This window comes from Acinetobacter sp. CAU_H_78 (genome assembly GCF_058599365.1).
The window spans coordinates 601,190-625,569 of sequence record NZ_CM178652.1 but is presented as its reverse complement, the minus strand read 5'-3'; the positions used below and the strand labels follow the sequence as shown (position 1 = coordinate 625,569).

Annotated in this window: 22 protein-coding genes; 14 read left to right on the top strand and 8 right to left on the bottom strand. The window is 43.3% G+C overall.

Translation table 11 applies throughout. The annotated features are described in order from the left end of the window. Positions 1-153: 153 nt before the first annotated feature. The 3 genes from AC4MCD_RS03065 to AC4MCD_RS03055 all read left to right on the top strand — a co-directional run bounded on the left by AC4MCD_RS03065 (position 154) and on the right by AC4MCD_RS03055 (position 4,088). A complete protein-coding gene (locus AC4MCD_RS03065; protein ID WP_419364676.1) occupies positions 154-1,524 on the top strand; it encodes a uracil-xanthine permease family protein in 1,371 nt (456 codons plus the stop codon). Between the two features lie 66 nt (positions 1,525-1,590). Continuing rightward, the gene (locus AC4MCD_RS03060; protein ID WP_419375228.1) at positions 1,591-2,625 is read left to right on the top strand and encodes a methyltransferase; all 1,035 of its coding nucleotides are present in this window, start codon (positions 1,591-1,593) and stop codon (positions 2,623-2,625) included. Continuing rightward, positions 2,625-4,088: an amino acid permease gene (locus AC4MCD_RS03055; RefSeq protein WP_419364680.1), complete on the top strand. Its 1,464-nt coding sequence runs from the start codon at positions 2,625-2,627 to the stop codon at positions 4,086-4,088. Before AC4MCD_RS03060 ends, AC4MCD_RS03055 begins: the two co-directional genes overlap by 1 nt. 55 nt (positions 4,089-4,143) lie before the next feature. On the opposite strand, the gene AC4MCD_RS03050 is transcribed toward AC4MCD_RS03055, so the two are convergent. Next, positions 4,144-4,677: a cysteine peptidase family C39 domain-containing protein gene (locus AC4MCD_RS03050; RefSeq protein WP_419364682.1), complete on the bottom strand. Its 534-nt coding sequence runs from the start codon at positions 4,675-4,677 to the stop codon at positions 4,144-4,146. Positions 4,678-4,781: 104 nt separating this feature from the next. Continuing rightward, positions 4,782-5,852 carry an outer membrane protein Omp38 gene (gene omp38 / locus AC4MCD_RS03045; RefSeq protein WP_419364684.1) on the bottom strand — a complete coding sequence of 357 codons (1,071 nt, stop codon included), beginning with the start codon at positions 5,850-5,852 and terminating at the stop codon, positions 4,782-4,784. A 375-nt stretch (positions 5,853-6,227) separates the two neighbouring features. Here omp38 and AC4MCD_RS03040 point away from each other — a divergent pair, with 375 nt between their 5' ends. From AC4MCD_RS03040 to AC4MCD_RS03030, 3 genes are all read left to right on the top strand, one after another. Next, positions 6,228-6,749, top strand: a complete 522-nt coding sequence (locus tag AC4MCD_RS03040; RefSeq protein ID WP_419364686.1) for a GspH/FimT family protein — start codon at positions 6,228-6,230, stop codon at positions 6,747-6,749. Between the two features lie 112 nt (positions 6,750-6,861). Beyond that, entirely contained in the window at positions 6,862-8,037 is a 1,176-nt protein-coding gene (locus tag AC4MCD_RS03035; protein ID WP_166139143.1) for a thiolase family protein, read from the top strand. 185 nt (positions 8,038-8,222) lie between these two features. Beyond that, complete coding sequence (locus AC4MCD_RS03030; protein WP_419375230.1) at positions 8,223-8,678, top strand: VOC family protein; 456 nt, start codon at positions 8,223-8,225, stop codon at positions 8,676-8,678. 52 nt (positions 8,679-8,730) lie between these two features. Here AC4MCD_RS03030 and AC4MCD_RS03025 read toward each other — a convergent pair whose 3' ends face one another. The 3 genes from AC4MCD_RS03025 to AC4MCD_RS03015 all read right to left on the bottom strand — a co-directional run bounded on the left by AC4MCD_RS03025 (position 8,731) and on the right by AC4MCD_RS03015 (position 12,203). Then, positions 8,731-9,216: a DUF934 domain-containing protein gene (locus AC4MCD_RS03025; RefSeq protein ID WP_419375231.1), complete on the bottom strand. Its 486-nt coding sequence runs from the start codon at positions 9,214-9,216 to the stop codon at positions 8,731-8,733. Next, positions 9,209-10,852, bottom strand: a complete 1,644-nt coding sequence (locus tag AC4MCD_RS03020; RefSeq protein ID WP_180003868.1) for a nitrite/sulfite reductase — start codon at positions 10,850-10,852, stop codon at positions 9,209-9,211. The genes AC4MCD_RS03025 and AC4MCD_RS03020 overlap by 8 nt, the downstream gene beginning before the upstream one ends. A 226-nt stretch (positions 10,853-11,078) precedes the next feature. Further along, entirely contained in the window at positions 11,079-12,203 is a 1,125-nt protein-coding gene (locus AC4MCD_RS03015; protein WP_491876576.1) for a CaiB/BaiF CoA transferase family protein, read from the bottom strand. 213 nt (positions 12,204-12,416) lie between these two features. Between AC4MCD_RS03015 and AC4MCD_RS03010 the strand changes: the two genes are divergently transcribed. The 5 genes from AC4MCD_RS03010 to AC4MCD_RS02990 all read left to right on the top strand — a co-directional run bounded on the left by AC4MCD_RS03010 (position 12,417) and on the right by AC4MCD_RS02990 (position 18,797). After that, complete coding sequence (locus tag AC4MCD_RS03010) at positions 12,417-13,427, top strand: AraC family transcriptional regulator (protein WP_004785199.1); 1,011 nt, start codon at positions 12,417-12,419, stop codon at positions 13,425-13,427. 224 nt (positions 13,428-13,651) lie between these two features. Continuing rightward, positions 13,652-14,857: an acetyl-CoA C-acetyltransferase gene (locus AC4MCD_RS03005; RefSeq protein ID WP_491876575.1), complete on the top strand. Its 1,206-nt coding sequence runs from the start codon at positions 13,652-13,654 to the stop codon at positions 14,855-14,857. A 10-nt stretch (positions 14,858-14,867) separates the two neighbouring features. Next, a complete protein-coding gene (locus tag AC4MCD_RS03000; RefSeq protein WP_491876574.1) occupies positions 14,868-17,000 on the top strand; it encodes a 3-hydroxyacyl-CoA dehydrogenase NAD-binding domain-containing protein in 2,133 nt (710 codons plus the stop codon). A 131-nt stretch (positions 17,001-17,131) separates the two neighbouring features. After that, on the top strand, positions 17,132-18,283 hold the full coding sequence (locus AC4MCD_RS02995) for an IS4-like element ISAbe18 family transposase (RefSeq protein WP_491876341.1): 1,152 nt from the start codon (positions 17,132-17,134) through the stop codon (positions 18,281-18,283). Positions 18,284-18,443: 160 nt separating this feature from the next. Then, entirely contained in the window at positions 18,444-18,797 is a 354-nt protein-coding gene (locus tag AC4MCD_RS02990; RefSeq protein WP_491876834.1) for a hypothetical protein, read from the top strand. Positions 18,798-18,852: 55 nt separating this feature from the next. Here AC4MCD_RS02990 and AC4MCD_RS02985 read toward each other — a convergent pair whose 3' ends face one another. Next, the gene (locus AC4MCD_RS02985) at positions 18,853-19,290 is read right to left on the bottom strand and encodes a GNAT family N-acetyltransferase (protein ID WP_419375264.1); all 438 of its coding nucleotides are present in this window, start codon (positions 19,288-19,290) and stop codon (positions 18,853-18,855) included. Continuing rightward, positions 19,284-20,504: a class I SAM-dependent methyltransferase gene (locus AC4MCD_RS02980; protein WP_491876573.1), complete on the bottom strand. Its 1,221-nt coding sequence runs from the start codon at positions 20,502-20,504 to the stop codon at positions 19,284-19,286. Before AC4MCD_RS02980 ends, AC4MCD_RS02985 begins: the two co-directional genes overlap by 7 nt. Positions 20,505-20,605: 101 nt before the next feature. Here AC4MCD_RS02980 and trhA point away from each other — a divergent pair, with 101 nt between their 5' ends. The 3 genes from trhA to AC4MCD_RS02965 all read left to right on the top strand — a co-directional run bounded on the left by trhA (position 20,606) and on the right by AC4MCD_RS02965 (position 23,265). Further along, entirely contained in the window at positions 20,606-21,250 is a 645-nt protein-coding gene (gene trhA / locus AC4MCD_RS02975; protein WP_034704133.1) for a PAQR family membrane homeostasis protein TrhA, read from the top strand. A 142-nt stretch (positions 21,251-21,392) separates the two neighbouring features. After that, positions 21,393-22,709, top strand: a complete 1,317-nt coding sequence (locus AC4MCD_RS02970; RefSeq protein WP_180003873.1) for an MFS transporter — start codon at positions 21,393-21,395, stop codon at positions 22,707-22,709. A 142-nt stretch (positions 22,710-22,851) separates the two neighbouring features. Beyond that, positions 22,852-23,265, top strand: coding sequence for a hypothetical protein (locus AC4MCD_RS02965; RefSeq protein ID WP_491876572.1), 414 nt, complete (start codon positions 22,852-22,854; stop codon positions 23,263-23,265). A gap of 22 nt (positions 23,266-23,287) precedes the next feature. Here the strand turns inward: AC4MCD_RS02965 and AC4MCD_RS02960 are convergent, their stop codons facing one another. Next, positions 23,288-24,298, bottom strand: a complete 1,011-nt coding sequence (locus tag AC4MCD_RS02960) for a metallophosphoesterase (RefSeq protein ID WP_034704127.1) — start codon at positions 24,296-24,298, stop codon at positions 23,288-23,290. Between the last annotated feature and the right edge of the window lie 82 nt (positions 24,299-24,380).

The window sequence follows — 24,380 nt, the reverse complement described above, 5'->3', positions numbered from 1 at the left end:
ATACGCTTTAAATTTGAGGGCAAATTATACAGAAAAATACAAACTTTTGACAGTGACTGTTTGTAGAGAGCGTCAATTTTTTTTCCAATTACTTTTGTAATGACGTGTAACTCGATTAGAATAGCGCCACCCAGCCTTAATTTGCATTGACACATGTCTGATTTTAATCAATCTCCTCCTTCTAAAGATCAACTTGACCTTGTCTACGGCCTTGAAGATCGTCCTAAACCGTTTATCGCATTTTTAGCCGCATTCCAGCATTTATTGGCCATTATTGTCCCAATTGTAACGCCAGGTTTACTGATCTGTCTGGCATTGGGTGTGTCTAAAGAAGACACCAACATGATCTTGTCCATGTCTTTGGTGATCTCTGGTATTGCAACTTTCTTACAATCCAAGAAAGTGGGTCCCTTTGGTGCAGGCTTGCTGATTGTTCAGGGTACAAGTTTCAACTTTATTGGCCCAATCATCGGGATCGGTTCAGCGATGGTCGCCGCAGGCACGCCTGTAGAAGCGGTGATGGCTTCGATCTTTGGTGTAGTGATTGCAGGTTCATTTATTGAAATGGGCGTGTCACGCATTTTGCCATGGGTGAAGAAACTGATTACTCCATTAGTAACGGGTATTGTAGTTCTATTGATTGGTTTAACCTTGATCAAAGAAGGTTTGATCAGCATGGGTGGTGGTTATCAAGCCATGAGTGACAAAACTTTTGCCAATGCAGATAACCTGATCATGTCATGTACCGTTCTGGCACTGATTATTCTACTGAACCGTGTGCGTATTACCTGGGTAAAAAGCTCAGCAATTCTGATTGCACTGGTTGTGGGTTATATCCTTGCCGGCTTTATGGGTCATCTCAACTTTGATGGTTTAAAAGATGCACCTCTGGTTCAGATTCCAACCCCAATGCATTTTGGTTTAAGCTTCTCATGGAGCTTATTCATTCCAATGGCATTCATTTACCTGGTGACTTCACTAGAAGCGATTGGTGATATTACCGCAACATCAAAATTATCGAATCAGCCAGTCGATGGTCAAACCTGGATGAATCGCATTAAAGGTGGTGTATTGGTAAATGGTGCTAACTCCCTACTTGCAGGCTTATTTAATACTTTCCCAAGTTCTGTATTTGCGCAAAACAATGGTGTGATTCAATTGACTGGTGTCGCCAGCCGTTATGTCGGTATCTGGATTGCTGCTCTGCTTGTGATTTTGGGTTTACTTCCAGCAGTAGCAGGTGTGATTCAAGCCGTCCCTCAAGCTGTGCTTGGTGGCGCAGTGATGGTGATGTTCGGTGCAGTCGCTGCATCTGGGATTAATATCCTGTCTGGTATTCACTTAGACCGTCGGGCCCTGCTGATCATTGCAATCTCGCTTGCACTTGGCCTGGGTGTTGCGCAGGTACCTCAGATTCTGGAACATCTTCCTGAATTATTCCGTAACATCTTTAGCTCAGGTGTTGCGACAGGCGGTATTGCAGCCCTCATATTGAATATTGTACTTCCTGAAGTAAAGAAGTAATTTCATGTCCAAAGAACACTGTCTGAGTTGGACTCGGACAGTGTTTTTTCTATTGGAGAGAGATCTATGGATCCTAAAAGCGAAGTTTTATTAAGACAATATGATTATTTGTCTGGTCGCGTATTGCTGGTGAATGCACCGACCGATGAGCTTCTTGCTGAATGTGGTGAATCTATCCAGCCCTTTGTTTGGACATGGAATTATAATGATTTTCAATATTTCCAGTCACAGCAGGCCCAGGTTCATTTCGGCGCAGAATTTCCTGATCAGGAATTTGATCAGGCGGTTATTTTCGTACCTAAATCAAAAGAATTATTGAATTATCTGATTCACAATATTGCAGCCCGATTAAAACAAGGCAGCAGTGTTTTTCTGGTGGGTGAAAAGAAAGGTGGTGTAGAGCGTGCGGCAAAGCAGCTACAGGCTTATGGTAAACTCATCAAGCTCGACAGCGCACGACATTGCCAATTGTGGCAATTGACTCTAGACTGCACGGTCGAAGCAAAAGCGTTGGCAGATTGGGCACAGACCTATACAGTGGCCACACCAAAAGGTGATTTGCAGATTTGTGCACTTCCAGGTGTATTCAGTCAGGATCATCTGGATGTAGGAACAGCGGTGTTCTTACCCTATTTATCTCAAGTGACCTCAGGCAAGATTGCCGACTTTGGCTGTGGCGCAGGTGTGATCAGTGCTTATTTAGCTAAACTGAATCCTGAGAACCGTATTTTTGCTCTGGACGTAGATGCCTTTGCCTTGGCTTCTACCCGAATGACATTTGAGAAAAATCAGCTCAGTCCTCAGCAGCTGGAAATTAAAGCTGTATCAGGTATTGAAGATGCACCGCTTTTTTTACATGCCATTGTCAGCAATCCCCCTTTCCATCAGGGAATCCAGACCAACTATGCGGCCAGCGAAACTTTATGCAAAACTTCGCGTCGCCACCTTAAGTCTGGCGGTGAATTGTGGATTGTGGCAAACCGCTTCTTAAATTATCCAATTTTAATTGAACAAAGTTTTGGCCAATGTACAGTCAAAACTGATCAACAAGGTTTTAAAGTGCTCTTTGCCAGCACTCAAAAAAATGCTAAGGAATCATGATGAGCGAAACTCAGAACAGCGTGCAGCTGCAGCGTAAGCTTGGTGCTCGTCATCTCAATATGATCGCGATTGGCGGGTCTATCGGTACAGGTTTATTCCTGGCCTCAGGTGCGACCATTGCCAGCGCAGGCCCGGGGGGCGCACTCCTCGCCTATGCCCTGATTGGCGTAATGATTTATTTCTTGATGACCAGTCTGGGAGAACTTGCGACTCATAATCCGACCTCGGGCGCATTCTTTACCTACGGTACCAAATATGTCGAAGGTGGTTTCGGTTTCGCTTTAGGCTGGAACTACTGGTACAACTGGGCGATTACCGTTGCCTTTGAACTGGTTGCCGTACAGTTTATTATGAAATTCTGGTTTCCTGATATTCCGGGCTTTTACTGGAGCGCGATCTTCCTCGCTGTGATCTTTGGGATTAACGCCCTGACAGTTAAAGGTTTTGGTGAGTCAGAATTCTTCTTCTCATTGGTGAAAGTTCTGGCAATTATTGCCTTTATCATCATCGGGATCTGGATGATTGCCAAGATCATGCTCACACCAGGTGTTTCGGCATTTGCAAACTGGAGCGTAGGTGAAGCGCCTTTTGTAGGCGGTTTCCAAGCCTTGATTGGTGTTGCCATGATTGCCGGATTCTCGTTCCAGGGAACCGAGATGGTTGGTGTGGCTGCTGGTGAATCTAAAGATCCGCAAAAAACCATTCCAGTCGCAATCAAGCAGATCTTCTGGCGAATCCTGCTGTTCTATATCGTGTGTATTTTCATTATCGGTACATTGGTTGCTTATAATGATCCGCGTCTCTTACAGGCAGCTGCAACAGAAGATGTGGCCCTTTCTCCATTCACTTTATTGTATGAGAAAGCAGGCTTTGCCTTTGCAGCGAGCATGATGAATGCGGTCATTCTGACTGCGATTCTGTCTGCGGGTAACTCAGGCATGTATTCTTCGACCCGTATGCTATTCGATATGGCGCGTAAAGGCAGTGCGCCTAAGCTGTTTGCCCATCTGGATCCACGCGGCGTACCGATGAATGCCCTGTATGCGACCACGGCGATTGCAGCATTATGCTTCTTGACCACATTCTTTGGCGAGCAGGAAGTGTTTAACTGGTTGCTGAATATGTCAGGTATGTGTGGCTTCATTGTCTGGCTCGGGATTGCGATCTCACATTACCGCTTCCGTAAAGGTTATTTAGCTCAAGGCTATCAACTAGAAGGTCTGGCCTATAGAGCTAAATTCTTCCCGTTCGCGCCTTGGTTTGCCTTCATCCTTTGCTCAATTGTCGTTCTAGGTCAGAATTATCAAGCTGTTCTAGATGGTGAGTGGTTGGCTGTCCTTTCTACTTATATCGGTATTTTATTATTCCTGGTGATCTGGCTAGGTTATAAGTGGAAATATAAAACCAAACTGGTTTCCTATCAGGAGATGGATGTTCGACCGATGAATATTGAAAAAGACTAAGTTCTCACCTTTATTAAAAAAGCAGCTCAACTAGCTGCTTTTTTATATTCTGAAATCAGCTATGACGCATGACAAAATTACGATCATCAATCACTATGACTTGCTGACAAATACCTTCTACTCGACGCTGCTGTTCGAAAACTTCTTTAGACATAGCATTAAAACTATCAAAGAAACTGATCTCTTTTTCATTGATTTCATAAATTAATGAATGGTTCCCCACCCCTTCAAGCGTGTCGTAGAACACGATTACAAAATGGCCTTTATCCACTGATTTTTGAATATCTGTATAAGAAAGTGGATATTCATGAACAGGCATTTTGAGTTCTTGGGCTTTTTGATAAAACTGGATTTCAAGGGGCTGTTTATCAGGATCAGTTTCTGTAAAAAATTCAACATCGAGCCCTAGTGTTTTAAGTGCAACAGCGAGCGCAATACTTGAAGCTCCCATCTCATTATTATGCTGTGTCAATTGCACTAAATCAGGAATATGCAGATCCATTCCATAATGATGAAAAATCATCCAGATCGCATAAATACCACTATTAGCTTCCAGACTTTGTAAGTCTTGAGGGAGTTCTATGCTCATGCTTTAACTCAAAATCAGTTTCGAGCAGCAAGTGTATGCAAAAAACAGCCATAAAAAAAGCGACTCAAAGAGTCGCTTTTTTTTAATCAGTGTTCAATAACGAATTATTGAGCAGCTGGTTGGTCTGCAACTGGTTGTTCAGCTAGAACAGTACGGCTACCAGTGATTGTCGCGAATACACGACGGTTCATAGCACGACCTTCTTTAGTGTTGTTGTCAGCAATCGGTTGATCCCAAGCGAAACCTTGAGTAGACAAACGAGATGCATCTACGTTGTATTCGTTAACAAGTGCAGATTTAACAGAGTTAGCACGAGCTAGAGATAAACGTTCGTTCAATGCACGTGGACCAGTGCTGTCTGTGTGACCTTCGATACGAGCAGTTGCGTTTGGATATTCAACTAACTTCTCAGCAACTTTCGCGATTTCTGGTTTGTATTGGTCTTTGATGTTTGATTTATTCGTATCAAAGAACACACGAAGTTCCATGTTCAGGTCTTCAGTCAACTCTTGTGGAGCTGGAGCAACTGGAGCAACTGGCTCAACTGGAGCAACTTCTACAACGTCAGCAGCTGGTTTCAAACGGCCACCTAGAACTACGTTAAGACCAGCAAGTGCTGTATAGTTCCAGAATTTTTCGTCGAAGTGGTAAGTACCACGAGCTTCAGTACGTAGAGCTAAAGCATCGTTGATGTGCCAGAATGCACCGATACCAGCATTACCTAGTGTACCTTCTTCTTCATCACCACGTCCACCACGCGGCACATCATCAAATTTATATTTGTAATGACCAGCACCTAACAATGCATATGGTTTGATTTTGCTGTCATAGTTGCCAGTGAACACATCAGAAGTTGCATAGAAGTTACCTGCAATGTTCTGGCCTTTGTATTCTGCACCAGGAGCTGCATAATCTACATCGCCTTTCACCTGGCTATATTCAGCTTCAAAACCTAACCATGGAGTTAATTCAACACCGATCGCAGCACCAACGAATAAATCGTCTTGAATTTCACCTTGAGTTGGTGCTAATAATTCACCGTCATTACCGCCATTGTTGTGTTGGGTGTCTTGCCAAGTATAACCTAACATTAATGGAGTAACAGTTACGCCTGCGTTTGCAGCAGCAAAAGGAGCAGCTACAAGCATTGCTAAAGCAATACGACTCATTTTCATGGATTTATCCTCCAGAGATAACAATTGTTGTTCAAGCTCAAGCCTTCTAATAGGCCATTCTGAGATAGGCTTTTTTTACCCCAGTGTTATTTTTAAGCTATTCACTGCGCATCATACAAACACTTTATTATTTTTCCAAGTGCTTGATTAATCTAATCAAGTAAATTATTGACAAAATTACTTACAATTTCCGTTGTAATTCAGTAATTTTTTACTCAATTTTTTGTTGTGAATCGCCTATTGTCATTGCCAATTTATTTTTAAGCGCCTTTTTGAATTTTGAGTAAGGCATTTCTTACTCGCTCAATTAAGCATAAAAAACGCACAATTAATAGCATGTTTCAAATAAAAATAATATATAAATCAGGTAACTCTATGTATAAAAAGATAACAAGAGCGTTCACTATTGTTGAGTTAATTATCTGTATTGCCCTTATCGCAATTGGGGTCACCATTGCCTTGCCTTACTTTCATGATTATCTATCCAAGCAGGAAGCTAAAAATATTCCGATGAAACTTACAGCAACCAATCGTTATGCACGCAGCCAGGCAGCTGTGTTTCACCAGAATATTGTGATTTGTCCCAGTCAAGATTCATTAACCTGTCAAGCAAACCAATGGAATAAAAATTTGCTGGTATTTATTGATAAAAACCGTAATCGTCAAGTCGACAATGACGAACAAATTTTACACATTGAACAACTTAATCTTAAATACGGTAACTTGAGTTGGCGAGGTGCTTTAAGTATGCCGAACGTAACTTATCAAGCCCAGACGGCTTTACCGATTGGATCGAATGGCAGCTTTTATTATTGTTCTACTCACCTTGCATCTCAGCAACGTATTGTTTTGAATAAAATGGGACATATCCGGATCGAACATCTGGCCTCCTGTTAATAAAACCCTAGAGTCTATGATTTATCCAGATTAGGACTTTAATCCTGTACTTTTTTCAATATACTGCTTAGGTTCGAGAAAAAATGATCAAAACTTATAGGGAGATATAACAATGACTGACATCGTAATTGTCAATGGTGCACGTACAGCGATGGGCGGCTTTCAAGGCAGCCTAGCTAGCGTTACTGCACCTGAGCTGGGCGCTGCCACCATCAAAGAAGCGATTGCGCGTTCAGGCTTGCAGCCAACCGATATTGAAGAAGTCATTATGGGTTGTGTACTCCCGGCAGGTTTAAAACAAGGTCCTGCCCGTCAAGCGATGCGTAAAGCGGGTCTGCCTGATTCTACAGGTGCCGTCACCATTAATAAATTATGTGGTTCAGGCATGAAAGCAGTCATGCAAGCGGCAGATATGATTAAGGCAGGTTCTGCAACTTATGTAGTTGCTGGTGGTATGGAATCCATGACCAATGCGCCATATGTATTGCCAAAAGCGCGTGGCGGTTTCCGTATGGGTCATGGTGAAATCAAGGATCATATGTTCCTAGATGGCCTGGAAGATGCCGAAACTGGTCGCCTGATGGGTTCATTTGCTCAAGATATGGCAAATAGCAAAGGTTATACACGTGAACAGATGGATGAATTTGCAATCCGTTCACTGAAACGTGCTCAAACTGCAGTCAATGAAGGCTACTTTGCTGATGAAATCGTACCAGTCACTGTTTCCACCCGTAAAGGTGATGTGGTCGTTGATAAGGACGAACAGCCTTTCAATGCCAATATTGACAAGATTCCCACTTTACGTCCTGCTTTTGCAAAAGACGGGACAATTACGGCAGCAAATGCCAGCTCAATTTCAGACGGTGCCTCTGCCCTTGTGCTGACTTCAAGCGACAATGCGGCGGCTAAAGGTTTAGCGCCTTTGGCTAAAATCATCGCTTATGCTTCAAACTCCCAGCATCCATCTGAATTCACGATTGCGCCAGTGGGTGCGATTCAGAAAGTTCTGGATAAAACTGGCTGGAAAGCTGAGGAAGTTGACCTTTGGGAAATCAATGAAGCGTTTGCCATGGTCACCATGTGCCCAATGGATGAGTTCAAGCTTGATCCTGAGAAAGTCAACATCAATGGTGGTGCATGTGCACTCGGTCACCCGGTTGGTTCTACAGGTTCACGTATTATCCTGACCTTGATTCATGCTTTGAAACGCACAGGTGGTAAACGTGGTATCGCTGCACTATGTATTGGCGGTGGTGAAGCAACTGCGGTCGCAATCGAACTGATCTAACTCTTTTATAATCAAGTAACAGAGAGGGCTTTTATAGCCCTCTTTTTATTTTATAAATATTTCATTTTTTATAATCCATCTATAAAGTAAATTCTTTTACTTACATTTTCATAAAGCTTCTTTATCAATCAAATTCAATTCAAGGCGTAAATTAAAGGGATTCAAAACAAGAAAAGGAAGCCTGCATGCGACTTAATCACTATCTTAATTTTCAGGGTGAAACCGAAGCTGCCTTTACCTTTTATCGTTCAGTGTTCGGTGGCGAATTTTCTAGTCTAACCCGTTATGGAGATACGCCTGGACAGCAAGGAATTGATTTATCAAATGAAGAAAAAAATCTGATTTTGCATATCTCACTTCCAATTAATGAATACACAGAGCTCATGGGCTCTGATATCAATGATAAGCTCTGTACTGAAAACACACCAGTATTTAGAAAAGGTACTAATCACTATATTGCGATTATTTTAGGTGCCAATGAACAGGATGAAGCCAAACGACTCTATGAAGCTTTATCGGTGAATAGCCAAATCGAAATGCCTTTAGAAAAAACATTTTGGGGTGCACTTTATAGTGCCTTTACGGATCAATTCGGAGTGCAATGGATGATTAACTGCCTACTTGAAGAACGTGCACCCTAAGATTTAAATACAAAAAAGCCTCCAGATGGAGGCTTTTTTAGTTGAAGGCGAATTAAGCCCCAGTTTGATAATTCGGTGTTGGTACTGCTGTTGAGGCTTGGTACGGATTGGTAAAATCACCCAAACCAGCAGCTGCTTCCTGAATATCTTTACCCTCTTTAATGACAAAGGTATCGAAACCAGAACGCTTCATGTAGTTCAAGACATCTTTGAACACATCACCAGTTGCACGCAGCTCACCCTGGAAACCTTGACGGCGAAGCAATGCAGCAAATGAATAACCACGGCCATCATTAAAACCTGCAAACTCAATCAAAATCGCATCAAGTTGATCAAGTGGAAATTCATTAGTTTCAGGTGAAGCATCAACCGTTAAGTACAATGCTTTTTTACCAGAAATATTGGCAATCTGGTCTAACTGCTCTACAGTCAGAACTACATCACCCTGTGGCAATACACCATCTTCACCAATTAGCTGGTAAGTGTTATCTGCAATTGTGCCATCTTTAGAGAGCACTTGTAGTGCGGTATTAAGCATATGCGCGCTCCTTGAATGGTTGAATGCCGACACGACGATAAGTATCGATAAACTCTTCACCATCCTGACGCAAGTCAAGATAAGTATTCAGAATTTCTTCTACGATATCTGGCACCACTTCTGCAGCAAATGATGGTCCAAGAATATCGCCAATAGAGGCATCATGATCTGCATTACCACCTAAAGTGATCTGGTAGAATTCAGCACCTTTTTTGTCTACACCCAAGATACCGATGTTACCCACGTGGTGATGACCACAGGCATTCATACAACCTGAAATGTTCAGGTCCAGTTTACCCAAGTTGTAAATGGTATCCAGATCATCAAAACGGCGTGAAATTGCTTCAGAAATTGGAATAGATTTCGCATTTGCTAGTGAGCAGAAGTCACCGCCTGGACAGCAGATAATATCAGTCAAGAAACCGATATGCGCACGTGCCAGGTTATGCTGATCCAGCGTCTGCCACAATTCGAACAGGTCTTTTTGTGGTACATCTACCAGCGCAATGTTTTGTTCATGGGTCGTACGCAGTTCACCAAAGGTGTACTTGTCGGCAAGGTCTGCAATCAGGTTCATCTCTTCAGTGGTCATATCACCCGGTGCAATACCCGCACGTTTCAGTGAAATCGTGACAATACGATAACCTTTCACTTTATGTGCATTGGTATTGATGTTGAACCATTGCTTGAACTTAGGATACTGGGCAAACAGTTCAGTGAAGTCTTCATCCGCATAATCTTGGTAATCAAATGGAGTAAAGTTTTCATCCATTTTCGCCAGTGTTTCAGCATCAATTTTTAACGTTTTAACAGTATGCGCAAATTCGGCTTCAACTTTTTCAGCAAAAACTTCAGGCGTCAGTGCTTTTACCAGAATCTTGATACGTGCTTTGTATTTGTTGTCGCGACGGCCGTGCAGGTTATAGACACGTAGTACCGCTTCAAGATAAGCAATCAGGTCTTCACGTGGCAGGAAGTCACGAATAAAACTACCAATTACTGGCGTACGCCCCAAACCTCCACCGACTTTAATTTTATAGCCGATTTCGCCTGCTTCATTTTTCACAATATAAACACCGATATCGTGGAATGAAGTTGCCGCACGGTCAATCTCTTCCAGCGCAGATACCGCAATCTTGAACTTACGTGGCAAGAAAGCAAATTCCGGGTGGAAAGTTGACCATTGACGGATCAATTCACAAGTTGGACGTGGATCTGCAATTTCACCTGCCACCACACCTGCATACTGGTCGGTGGTAGTATTACGGATACAGTTCCCTGAAGTCTGGATCGCATGCATTTGCACGGTTGCCAGTTCAGCCAGCATATCAGGCACGTTTTCTAGTGCAGGCCAGTTAAACTGGATATTCTGACGGGTTGAAACGTGTGCATAGCCACGATCATACTCTTTCGCCAGATCAGCCACTTTACGAAGTTGTTTAGAATTCATCAGGCCATAAGGTACTGCGATACGCAACATTGGCGCATAACGTTGTACATAAAGACCATTTTGAAGGCGGAGCGGACGGTATTCATCTTCCGTCAATTTGCCCGCTAAATAACGTTCCGTCTGGTCACGGAACTGTGCAACACGTTCATTAATCAGTTGCTGATCGAAATCAGTATATAAATACATGGCGTACAGCTAGTAGTTTCTATTATATCGTCGGCAAGGATAACGACATTGAATCTATCAATAAAATGCTTTTTATACATATTTCATAGCGATTTTATTGATAAGCCTAGCAAACTTTCAATGATATAAAGCTTTAGATCAGCTTCCTCTGATTTTTAACGTGAATGATTTATTTTTTAAATCTTTAGCAGTTTTTTTCATAAACCAAAATGAGAAAGTCGTTCAATTACCACTCTTTGGTTTCGCCTAAAGCCTGACCAATAAATTGATATCGCATAGTTGATCTTGAAAACTTGATTGGACAAGCCAGTTGAGCTTCAGTTTGCTCCCGCTGATCTACTTTAACTGGCACCTGTACCACCCATTCACGTTGCTGCGCCAGCTCAGAATGTAGGGCTTCATCAAGCTTTAGTACTGGTTCGACACAGAAATCTGCCTGAGAAAATAGGGCTTGCCAGTGAGATAGAGGTTGGGATCTGATTTTATCGCGAATCGCCTGTTTCACTAAAGCATGATCTTCAGGTGCGAAAGAAGTTCCTTTTTCCAGAATGATCGGCAAATCCAGCAACTGTGCCAGACCTTGCATGAATTGAGGCTCCAGACTGCCTACTGATAAATAGCGATCATCCTGAGTCTGATAATAGTCATAAAAGGTACCGCCATTTAAGTAACCGGATTCTATCTGCTGATGCTGATTACCCGCCAGGCTGGCGGAAGCTGCCATATTATTTAAGGTCGCCGCACAATCGGTCATGGAAATATCAATATATTGTCCTTGACCACTGCTCTGCCGCTCAATCACCGCTGCCAGAATGGCAACCAGCGCATGCATAGAGCCACCCGCGACATCGGCAATCTGGATTCCCATTGCCGGTGGTCCGCTTTCGATCCGGCCACTATGTCCGGCAATCCCAGATAAAGCCAAATAGTTAATGTCATGCCCTGCCCGATCTTTATAAGGGCCAGTCTGACCATAACCAGTAATCGAGCAATAGATTAAGCGTGGATTGAGCGCACTGAGTGTTGGATAATCCAGGCCAAGCCGTTGCATCACACCTGGACGAAATTGTTCGACCACAATGTCATAATCCGCAATTCGGGATTTGATCTGTTCAATATGTTCGGGATTCTTTAAATTCAGTGCGACAGAATGTTTGTTTCGATTCAGATAATTATGCGTTGTGGCCTGTCCATGTGCAAAAGGTGGCATTAAACGCACCAGATCAGGACGTGTGGGTGATTCAATATGCACAACTTCTGCACCCATGTCTGCAAGATATAATGTGGCAAATGGACCGGGTAATAGTGTAGAAAAATCTAATATTTTCAAACCTTTTAATGCATATGACATTGGAGTTATTACTCTATTTATATCGCTTTTTGCCTCATCATAAGAACATAAATGCCCAAAAACAATGTCATGTTCAGCCATTTACCTTGATAGTTTCGGCAATTTAACATGTAAGAAAATGGTAATTGCATTCTTGTAAATTGCCATTGATTTTTTATTTTTTGTCATTTAGGTCAAATATTAGTGAACATTAAAGAGACTGAAGGATTAAACATGAGTCGTGATACGATCAGTATCCATTTCGTCAATGCAGCCTTATATGGCGTTAAGCGCCTGGGCATGGATGTCGATACTTTATTGTCTCACGTTGGGATTGAAGCCGAGCTTCTGCATCAGCCGAAGGCCCGTATTTCGCCTGAACAATATACCCGTTTTATCAAGATGCTCTGGATGGTGACTCAGGACGAACATGTCGGTTTTGACAAACAGCCGCGTCGTCTGGGCACTTTCGCGATTATGTGCCAGTTGATCATCCATGCCAAAACGCTGGGCGATGCACTCGAGCTTTCTTCTCAATTCTACAAACTCTTTGGTGACGACTGGTCTGTAACCCTGGAGCGTGACAAGCATGAAGCGCGTCTGGTTCCTCTGATTCCAAATTCGATGGATCCGGAACACTTTATTACCGAAAGCATGCTGATGATCTGGCATGGTCTGGCATCGTGGTTAATTGAACGTCGTCTGCCGCTGGAACGTGTACATTTCAGTTACCCTCGCCCTGCGCATGCAGATGAATACGATGCGCTGTTCTTTGCACCTGTGATGCAGTTCGATATGCCGCGTACTGAAATTACCTTTGCAGCGGATTATCTGGATTTGCCAATTCGCCAGAATGAAGAAACTCTGGAAGAATTCCTGAAAGCAGCACCTGCTCAACTTCTCGTTAAATTTAAAAATACCAACTCGCTGACTTCGCGGATCCGGGATGTATTGAAGAGCCAGATCGGTGAAGAAATGCCGACCTTAAACGATGTTGCATCGATGCTCTATCTATCCCCACAAACCCTGCGTCGCCGTCTTGCTGCCGAAGGCAAGAGCTATCAGGGCGTAAAAGATGCACTGCGCCGTGATGCCGCAATTCATTTATTGCTTAATCCGGATCTGACTCTGGAAGATGTTGCACAACAGGTCGGCTTTAGTGAAACCAGTACTTTCCACCGTGCTTTCAAAAAATGGACAGGGGTAACACCAGGCCTATACCGTCAGTTACACGGTTACCATTAAAAACCTTGCTATAAAATTGTATACTTGAAAAGTATCGTTTATTAAGCGCTACAAGCCCCTAGCCCAAGCTCCAGACTTGGGCTTTTTTATGCCTGCTTTTTAATCCATCAAGACTGACCAAATTGCTCAAATGATCTGGTCCGTTCTCGTCATTGCACTTCAAGATTTAATCATTACACTCGAAGCATTAGAACAATTTCAGTAAAGCAAGAAAAGGATATTGTATGAGCGAGGCCTATATTATTGATGCCATTCGCACGCCACGCGGAAAGGGAAAAAAAGACGGATCATTACATGAAGTTAAACCAATTAGTTTACTGACTACGCTCTTAAATGAACTGAAAGAACGCCATAACCTGGATACATCTCAGGTGGATGATATTGTGCTGGGCTGTGTGACTCCAATTGGGGACCAGGGTGCAGACATTGCCAAAACTGCTGCAATTGCCGCAGGCTGGGACAATGATGTGGCTGGCGTACAGATCAATCGTTTCTGTGCTTCGGGTCTGGAAGCTATAAATCTGGCAGCACAAAAAGTCCGTTCAGGCTGGGAAGATCTGGTCGTTGCGGGTGGTGTTGAATCTATGTCTCGCGTTCCGATGGGTTCTGATGGCGGCCCGTGGGCATTAGATCCTGAAACCAATATGGCTTGCGATTTTATTCCACAAGGCATCGGGGCTGACCTGATCGCGACCATTGATGGTTATAGTCGTACAGATGTAGATCAATTCGCCGAGCAATCACAAAAGAAAGCGGCAGCAGCCCAAGCGAATGGTCATTTCAATAAATCTATTATTCCAGTGAAAGATAAAGCTGGCGTCGTGATTCTAGACAAAGATGAATTCATTAAACCGACAACAACTGCAGAAGGCTTAAGTGCATTAAAGCCAAGTTTTGCAACGATGGGCCAGATGGGCTTTGATGCTATCGCTCTACTGAAATATCCGGAAGTAGGCTCTGTAAACCATGTACACCATGCGGGTAATTCTTCAGGCATTGTGGATGGTGCAGCAGTCGTATTACTTGCCTCCGAACAGGCAGTCCAACAGCAAAATCTCAAGCCACGCGCCAAGGTATTGGCAACGGCACTGGTTGGTGCCGATCCAACCATTATGCTGACCGGCCCTGCCCCGGCTGCACGTAAGGCTTTAGCCAAAGCTGGACTCACCATTGATGACATCGATCTGTTTGAAGTCAATGAAGCTTTCGCTGCTGTGGTGATGCGCTTTATCAATGAAATGAAAGTTGATCCTGCCAAAGTCAATGTTAATGGTGGTGCCATTGCCATGGGACATCCACTTGGTGCGACCGGTGCCATGATTCTAGGCACTTTACTGGATGAACTGGAACGTCAAGCTAAGAAACGTGGACTGGCCACCCTGTGTGTGGGTGGTGGTATGGGCATCGCAACCATTATTGAGTTGGTATAAGGAGATCAGCATGAGCGCAATTCAATATCAAAAAACTGAAGATCATATTGTCATTCTGACCTTTGATTCTCCGAACCAGTCCGCCAATACCATGAATGCCGACTTTCGCGCGGCTCTGGAAGAAGTCGTTGCCCAGTTACAGGCTGATGAACAGATTGCCGGAATTATTTTCCGTTCAGCGAAAAAAACATTCTTTGCTGGCGGTGATCTGGATGAGCTGATTCAGGCGACGCCTGAACATGCCACTGAATTCTTCAATATGATTGAAGACATGAAAGCCAAATTACGCTATATCGAAACGCGTGGCATTCCTGTGGTGGCAGCTTTAAATGGCACCGCACTCGGTGGTGGTTGGGAAATCGCTTTATGTGCCCATCATCGTATTGCCCTGAATGATGCCAAGACTAAGTTTGGTTTACCTGAAGTCACTTTAGGCTTGCTGCCAGGCGGTGGTGGTATTGTCCGTATGGTTCGTCTGCTAGGCCTGCAAAATGCCTTAGCTTTGCTGATGGAAGGCAAACAGTTCGGTGTAGAAAAAGCCAAGTCTTTGGGACTGATACATGACACAGCTGAATCGCTAGATAAATTACTTGAAAAATCTGTAGCCTGGATTAAACAACATCCGCACTCCCAACAGCCTTTCGATGTAAAAGGTTACAAAATTCCGGGGGGCTCTCCTTCTTCACCTGCCGTTGCGCAGATGCTGGCTATTGCTCCTGCGATGCTGCGTGATAAAACCAAGGGTTGTTATCCAGCACCAGAATCTATTCTCTCCGCTGCGGTTGAAGGTGCTCAGGTTGATGTCGATACTGCGCTAAGAATTGAGTCGCGTTATTTCACCTATCTCGCTACCGGCCAGATTTCCAAGAACATGATCGGTACATTCTGGCATGGCATGAATGCCATTAAATCAGGTGCCAGTCGTCCTAAAGACTTTGCGCCATGGAAAGCCACTAAAGTAGGTATTTTGGGTGCAGGCATGATGGGTGCAGGTATTGCCTATGTCACTGCCAGCAAAGGCATTCAAGTGGTACTGAAAGATATTTCGGTCGAAGCTGCTGAAAAAGGCAAAGCCTATAGCCAGAAATTACTGGATAAAAAAGTGGCTCAAGGCCGCTTAACAGCCGAAAGACGTGATCAGATTTTAAGTCTGATTCAAACCACGACAGAAGCAGTAGATTTAGCAGGTTGTGACCTGATCATTGAAGCAATATTTGAAAATCAGGAACTCAAAGCCAAAGTTACTCAGGAAGTAGAGCAATATTTATCAGCCAACGGTGTAATGGCATCCAATACCTCGACTCTACCCATCAGTGACTTGGCCCAAGCCTCTCAGAATCAGGCGAATTTTATCGGTCTGCATTTCTTTAGCCCAGTCGACAAAATGCAACTGGTCGAGATCATTAAGGGGAAAAATACTTCAGCAGAAACACTGGCCAAGGCATTTGACTTTGTGCAGCAGATTGGCAAGCTACCGATTGTAGTGAATGACAGTCGTGGCTTCTTTACTAGCCGTGTCTTTGGTACCTTTGTACAGGAAGGATTACGTTTGCTTGCCGAAGGTGTGCATCCAGCCCGTATCGAAATGGCTGCGCTGAAAGCCGGTATGCCAGTCGGACCACTTGCTATTCAGGATGAAGTCTCTCTAACACTTTCTGAGCATGTGGCTGCAGAAAGCCGTAAGGCTCTGGCTGCACAAGGCAAAGAACGTCCAAGCACCGATGCGGATGCCGTGATACAAACCATGATTCATGAGTTTAACCGTAAAGGCAAAGCTGCTGGTGCAGGTTTTTATGATTATCCTGAAGGTGGCAAAAAGCAGCTGTGGTCTGGCTTGGAGCACTGGTATAAAGAAGTGGATATTTCTGAACAGGAAATGATAGACCGCTTCCTGTTTGTTCAAGCGCTGGATACCGTACGCTGTCTGGAAGAAGGTGTGCTGGAGTCAGTGGTCGATGCCAATATTGGTTCAATCTTTGGAATTGGTTTTGCTGCCTGGACGGGAGGTGCTGTGCAGTTCTTGAACCAGTATGGTTTAACCAAGGCCTTGAATCGTGCTGAAATCCTGGAACATAAATATGGCGAACGTTTCAAAGCGCCACAGTTACTCAAACAGAAAGTTGCTGAAGGTCAGCGCTTTTAAAAACTGAATCTAAAAAAAAGAGGAGCTTGACTCCCACTGCTGTCCCATAGTTTACTTTAAATAAAAAAACCTGAGTCCTAACAGTTAAAATATGAGTGCAAACAAACACTTTAACGACCAGGATTCAGGTTTTGTCACATCAGAATACCGTATTTCATGAGCTAATTAAACCTGTTGTGCGACAGGATTTTGAACAACTTGCTAAAGTACACCATGTTGGACAGAAATTTAGAGCAGCTTCCCGGTGGGATCAGTTTATTGCCATATTGATGTCTCAATTCTCTTGTAGGCAAAGTCTGAGAGATATTCAATCCAATTTGGAGTGCCAACAGGAAAAGCTAAGTCATCTCGGAGCAAAGTCTATTCCCCGAAGCACGCTGGCACGAATCAATGAGCAGCAGCCTGCTGCCTTGTATCAACAGCTATTTTACAAGTTGCTTAAATACTATGAACACTCAAAAGTCGCTCATAAATTTCGCTTTAAGAATCCCTTGTATTCCTTGGATGCCAGTCATATTGACCTGTCGCTTTCCTTATGTGAATGGGCCAAAGTTCACGACTCAAAAGCCAGCATGAAACTCAGTATAGGATTGAATCACAGCAATGATATTCCTGAGTTTGTTGCAGTTGAAAATGGCAAAGAAAATGACATGGTACAAGGCCGCAAATTCCAGTTTCCTGCTGGCAGCATTGTAGTTTTTGATAAAGGCTATGTCGATTACCAATGGTATGCAAATCTGACTGCTCAAAACATTGGATTTGTCACACGTTTTAGGCCTAAATCTGTGTATCAGGTGATCCAGCAACATCCAGTGCTTGAATCCAAAGGTATTCTAAAAGATGAAACCATTCAGCTGAATAGCGCACATGCCCTAAAAAGAAAAGCCCCAGTGTTAAGAAGAATTGAATATAGAGATCAGCAAAGTGGCAAGCACTTTAACTTTCTCAGCAATAACTTTCATTTAGCCGCCTCCACCATTGCGGCGATTTATAAAGATCGTTGGAAAGTTGAGCTGTTCTTTAAGGCGATTAAGCAGAATCTCAAATTAAAAGCGTTTCTAGGCCGCAGCAGGAACGCAATTCAGACACAAATCTGGATTGCGATGATCGCCTATTTATTGGTGAGTTTCGCTCAACATTTAGGAAAAACAGGTTGGACAGTTCAACGTTTACTCAGAATAATTCAAGTGAATTTGTTTGAAAGAAGAACTTTAAAAGCTTTATTTTCACCCGATAAAATACCCATAAAACAAGAGGAAGCTCATTTGAGCTTCCTCTTGTGAAAAATTGTGGGACAGCAATGGCTTGACTCCTCTTTTTTATTTCAACGCCATAGAATTTCTAAGCCTGATATTCTCTCTCAATGATACATTTTGATCTGCTTTCCAAGCAATTTATGTTATAAAGTTACATGAGTTAGACATCCACGATGGGTACATGCATATGACTGATCACAGTTCACCTGAAAAATCACCTTGGGGTTGGAAAGCACTGATTATCTTCTGTATTTTAGGTGGATTATTCATGTTGTTTTTCTGGCTTGCAGTCAGCAATGAACCAGACTACATGCCAAGCCAGCAAAAGAAAGAAAATACCCAGCAGTATGCATTTAAGAATGCACCTGCGATGTCCCCAGAAGCCTTAGCCAAAGCACAGGCTGACCGTGAAGCTCGTCAGGCTACACCATCATCTCATCAGGCTCATGAGACGAGTGCGGAAGAGCATAATATGTCTGCTGAAGAACATGCACAGATGGACAATGCTAGCCATGACGAAAATACCACTCATGGCCACTAAGTAGTTCCAATATCAAATTTAAAAAAAAGCGAGGTTTTCCTCGCTTTTTTATTTTCTAGCTTTTTAAGCTGAGATACATATCTATATGTGGAATGCCACAATCCAGATATTCTTCACCCTGCACGTCAAAACCCAAGTTCTGATAAAAACCAATCGCATGTACCTGTGAAGAAAGCTTTACGAATTCACGTTGCTCTGCCTTGGCCTGATCAATCACAGCCTGCATGATGTTTTGGCCGATGCCCATACCACGTGCCAACCGCAATACAGCTACACGACCAATACTATGATTCTTTAATAAGCGTGCAGTCGCAACGGGTTGATCCTGTAAATAAGCCACAAAATGCGTGGAGATTGCATCCTCAGCATCCCATTCATCTTCGGGAGCAATATGCTGTTCCTGAATAAAAACGGCTTCACGTATCACTCTGGCATCTTGGGCTAATTCATCCCAGCTGCCTGACATGATTTTAAGATTTTTATTGTCTAGCATTTAGAACCAATTCCCTGCTGATCCCACTGGTTATTCAATAACAATTCTAGTGAATGTTTTTGAATCCCATACATCTCTTTCAATGCCTGAATCTGGGCGAGAACAGCCTGGTCTGGCTGTTCATAATCCTTCCGTTTGGTCGCCAGAATCATTTTATTTTTACTGGTGTGTTCTAGGGCCACAAATTCAAAGACCTTGGTTTCATAACCATAGGCCTTAAGCAATGAGGCACGAATCGTGTCCGTCAGCATTTCGGCTTGCTGCCCAGCATGGATGCCAAACTGCAACATTGGCGACAGCACTTTCGGACTCTGTAATTGCGGTCTTAACTCTTTATGACAACATGGAGCACACATGATGATCTGTGCATTCAGGCGAATACCGCTATGGATCGCAAAATCGGTCGCTACATCACAGGCATGCAGAGCGATCATCACATCGAGGCGTTCCGGTTCATAGGTACGCACATCACCCTGGAAGAAATCCAGCTGATTAAAACCGGATTGCTGTGCAACATTCTGACAGAACTCGACCATTTTCGGATTTAGCTCTACGCCGGTGACATACGGCGTCTGGCCATGTTTTTGCATATAGTCATACAGCGCACAGGTTAAATATCCCTTACCTGAACCAAAATCAACGATACGTAATCCTTGTTCCTGCGGCTGGATTTGAGCCAGTGCGCCTGAGAAAATCTCGACAAATTTATTAATCTGTTTCCACTTACGCGCCATGCTCGGAATGATCTGGCCTTGCTGATCGGTAATTCCTAAATGCCGTAGAAATACACTGTCCTGATCGACATAACGCTGCTTGATCCGGTCATGGCCTTGTTCGGCTTTTGCTTTTGTAGAGACTGGTTTAGCTTTACTTCGTGTCAGCATGGCCTTTTTCTTATTTTTCTTCAGCTGTAATTCTTCCTGATCGGTAAACAGGTTAGCTTGCTTGCAACAGGCCAATAATTCCGTTACTTGAGTCAAGGCTTCATTCAAGGGATAGTTTTTGGTGACATCCTGAGTCTTGTATCGATAGACACAGCTCAAGACTTTCTGCTCATTGAGCGAAATGACTCTAAAGGTCATTTTCTCCAATTGTTCAAGTTCACCTTTATACTGACTCAAGATCAGACGATCAAAATAATCAGTTTCAAAGGCTTGCTGAAAAGCCTCCAAGAATTGTTGTTCCTGAACCGAGAGAGAAGTCGATGTCGACATAAGAAAAACCTGATATGAATTGCTGCTCAAGTTTAATTGTTCTTAACTTAAAAGCAAAATTGAATTATTATACAAGTGTATATTTAAAAAGAATGACAATCATGCAGAATGCTCCCCTAGTTCCAGATTATGATCACAATGAGGAACGGATTAATTATATTAGTCATGGCCTCGGTGCTGCGCTGGCTTTGATTGCTGGTATTTTATTGATTATTAAAGGCTCTTATTTGAGTACAGGACAATGGATCGGCCTTTGGGTTTATGCTTTCAGCATGATTCTGCTATTTTCCGCTTCGATGCTCTACCATATGTCCACTGCTGCAGACCGACGCTATTTTTACAAAAAAGTTGATCATACGGCAATTTACTACCTGATTGCAGGTACCTATACTCCGTTTCTGTCGATTGCGATTCCAACAGCCAAAGCGCAGTATTTACTGATTGCTTTGTGGGTGATTGCTGTACTTGGAACACTATTCAAGTTCATTTTCATCAACCGTTTCCAGAAACTTTCTTTGGTCGCTTATCTGGTCATGGGATGGCTTGCACTACTAGTTATGGACGATATGCAGCAGTACTTAAGTGCTCAATCTTTAACCTTTCTGATCATTGGTGGCTTAGCATACACTGTAGGTGCATTGTTTTACGCTTTAAAAAGAGTAAGATATACCCACGCTATCTGGCACATTTTTGTATTGATAGGCGCAGGATCACATTTTCTGTCTATCTATCTTTACGTGATTTAATCATCTCATTTCTCCATTTCAGTGACCCTGAGCGAGTTGAAACGAGAAGATTGCAGTTGTTTTTTTAAAAAATTACGCCTTTTTTAAAAAGATTACGCTTTTAAAACTAAGTTTTTTATTTTTAGTAAGTGTAAGGTTATTCATGGCGTCTTCAGATTCTATCGCTGTAACAGAAACTACAGCAACCAATTCAAAATTTCGTGTTTTAACAGCAAGTTTAGTAGGCACTACAATCGAGTTCTTCGATTTCTATATTTATGCCACAGCTGCCGTTATTATTTTCCCTTATCTGTTCTTCCCTACAAGTACAGATCCTATGACTGCGACTATTCAGTCGCTGGCAACCTTTGCGATTGCCTTTATTGCCCGTCCAATCGGTGCTGCACTCTTTGGTCATCTGGGAGACCGGATCGGACGTAAAGCGACACTGGTCGCGGCCTTGTTGACCATGGGTCTTTCTACCGTTGCCATCGGTTTATTGCCAACTTATGCACAAATCGGTATTGCTGCGCCATTATTGCTGGCCCTTTGCCGTTTAGGTCAAGGCCTTGGTTTAGGTGGTGAATGGTCAGGTGCGGTTCTACTGGCAACTGAAAATGCGCCAGAAGGCAAACGTGCCTGGTACGGTATGTTCCCGCAACTTGGTGCACCAATTGGCTTCATTCTGGCAACAGGTTCATTCTTGACGCTTGGCGCATTCATGTCTGAAGCAGAGTTCATGCAATGGGGCTGGCGTATTCCATTTATCTCTAGTGCCCTACTGGTGATTATGGGTTTATGGATTCGCTTGAAATTGCATGAAACTCCTGCATTCCAGAACGTGTTGAAAAAGCAGAAAGAAGTGAATGTACCCTTTTTCGAAGTATTCAAAAAGCATTCTAAAATGCTGGTATTGGGTACCATCGCTGCGATTTGTACATTCGTAGTGTTCTACCTGACGACTGTATTCGCGTTACAATGGGGTACCAAACAGCTCGGCTATACACGTGAAGAATTCCTTCAGCTACAGTTAGTTGCAACTCTGTGCTTTGCCGCGTTCATTCCACTTTCAGCAGTTCTTGCAGAAAAATTCGGTCGTAAGACAACTTCAATCGCAGTATGTGTGGTCTCTGCTATTTTCGGTATTTTCTTTGCCGATATGCTTGAATCAGGCAGTACGCTGGTTGTGTTCTTCTTCTTATGTATCGGCCTAGCGATCATGGGTCTAACTTATGGTCCGATTGGTACTGTATTGTCTGAAATCTTCCCGACTTCAGTACGTTATACCGGTTCTGCCCTGACCTTTAACCTGGCAGGTATTTTTGGTGCATCTTTCGCGCCATTGATTGCAACAAAACTGGCAACAACTTATGGCTTGTCTGCAGTAGGTTATTACCTCACAGCAGCATCTATCCTGTCATTGCTTGCATTCTTGCTGATCCGTGAAACTAAAAATGATGATGTAAACAATCAGATCTAAGGATCTTGACAGATTAAGTCATCTCAATCAAAGCCAGCAGTTCATGCTGGCTTTTTTATGATTTCACAACAAAAACTTGCTACTTCTTTGCGGATATTTCGGGAACAATCAAATAAATTAAGCCAGAGAATGAGGCAAAGTGATGCAGGATCTTATTGAGCAACTTACTCAAGAACAGCTGGTAGATATTGTGATTCTGCTAGAGGATGATAAAAAACTGGAAGCCATTCGCTATATCCGGACGCATACAGCTTTAGATGAATCACAGGCGATACAGGTCATTGATGAAATTGTCCGTGAGCATGATCTGGCGCTGAATCGAGACAATAAAGGCAATATTGGCCCACGCTTTACTGATGATGCAGATGAAAATATTCCGGTGGTAACTACACCTTTGGAAGTTCCAGATCACCCCAACCTGAGCATCGCTAAAGATACTGAGGTGGCTGCACAGCAAGTCGGCAAACGTGTGCCCGGCCGTGAGATTGAAAAGAAAATCTGGATCACCGCAGCCGTTATTTTACTGATTATTATTGTGCTCTGGTTACTGCTTTAACAGCAGTGAATAAATCAGTTTTTTAGACCAATTCGATAATATCAATGGTTGGTGGTACGCGAAAACGAAATGGTACCCCTACCATGCCAGTTCCCACAGTCACAAATACATCTGCATGTTCATGCCGGTATAGACCTTTTTTATGGCCCAGAATGGAAACCTTTTTCATCACATAATCCGTCAGCCAAGGTAACTCGACCTGTCCGCCATGCGTATGCCCAGAAAGCATCAGTGGTCGTGTTGGCAATTTCGGCACCATATCCACGGTATCTGGATTATGTGACAGAATCACCCAAGGTTTGTCTTGAGGCAGATCCGGCATTGCGCGCATATCGGTTTTTCCAGCCCAAAGATCTCCTACCCCGAGCAGACGAAATTCATCAAACTCAACAATCTGCCCTTCAATATCCATGACCTGATTCACTTCCAGCGCATAACGAAGCAATTCCTGAATCGGAGGGCCAGGATACTGTTCATCATGATTCCCTGTCACCGAATATACCGGCGCATGAATTTCTTTCAAGACCGCCAGCTCCTGTGCCAGTTTATTTTCCGGTTCATAGGTCCAGTCCCCTGCAACCACCACCAAGTCCGGTTTCAGATGGTTCAGCTTATGTACAATCTGTCTTAGCTGACGTTCATGTCCGGAAAACAGGCCAATATGTAAATCTGCAATCAGGGCAATCCGTACCGGTTTTTTAAGTTTCTGTTGAGGATTGATTTGATAAGGTGTGGTTTCGACCCGAATCAAATGCGGCTCGATAAAACGTGCATAACTGAGTACGGCACTAATCACGAAAATAAAAATAGACTCATGAATCGAATAGTAGCCCATCCATCCTGCATAAATACTGAAGAACACCAGCGGAATCAGCAAATAGGCCAGATAGAAAGCCAGCAGGTGACAAAACGCTTTAAAGGGATGAATGGTTTCTGTACGCGACTGACTCGACCAGGCCTGATACACTGCCCAAACGGCAAGAATGGCCATGCCTAGATAAAAATAAAAAAGTACGGAACTGGTATCCCACATAGATTTGCCTTGTCGAGTCGAGGAGCTGATTAGTGGCTTTATATTTATCTTTTCATAGCTGGCAATTATACTCAATCCAAAT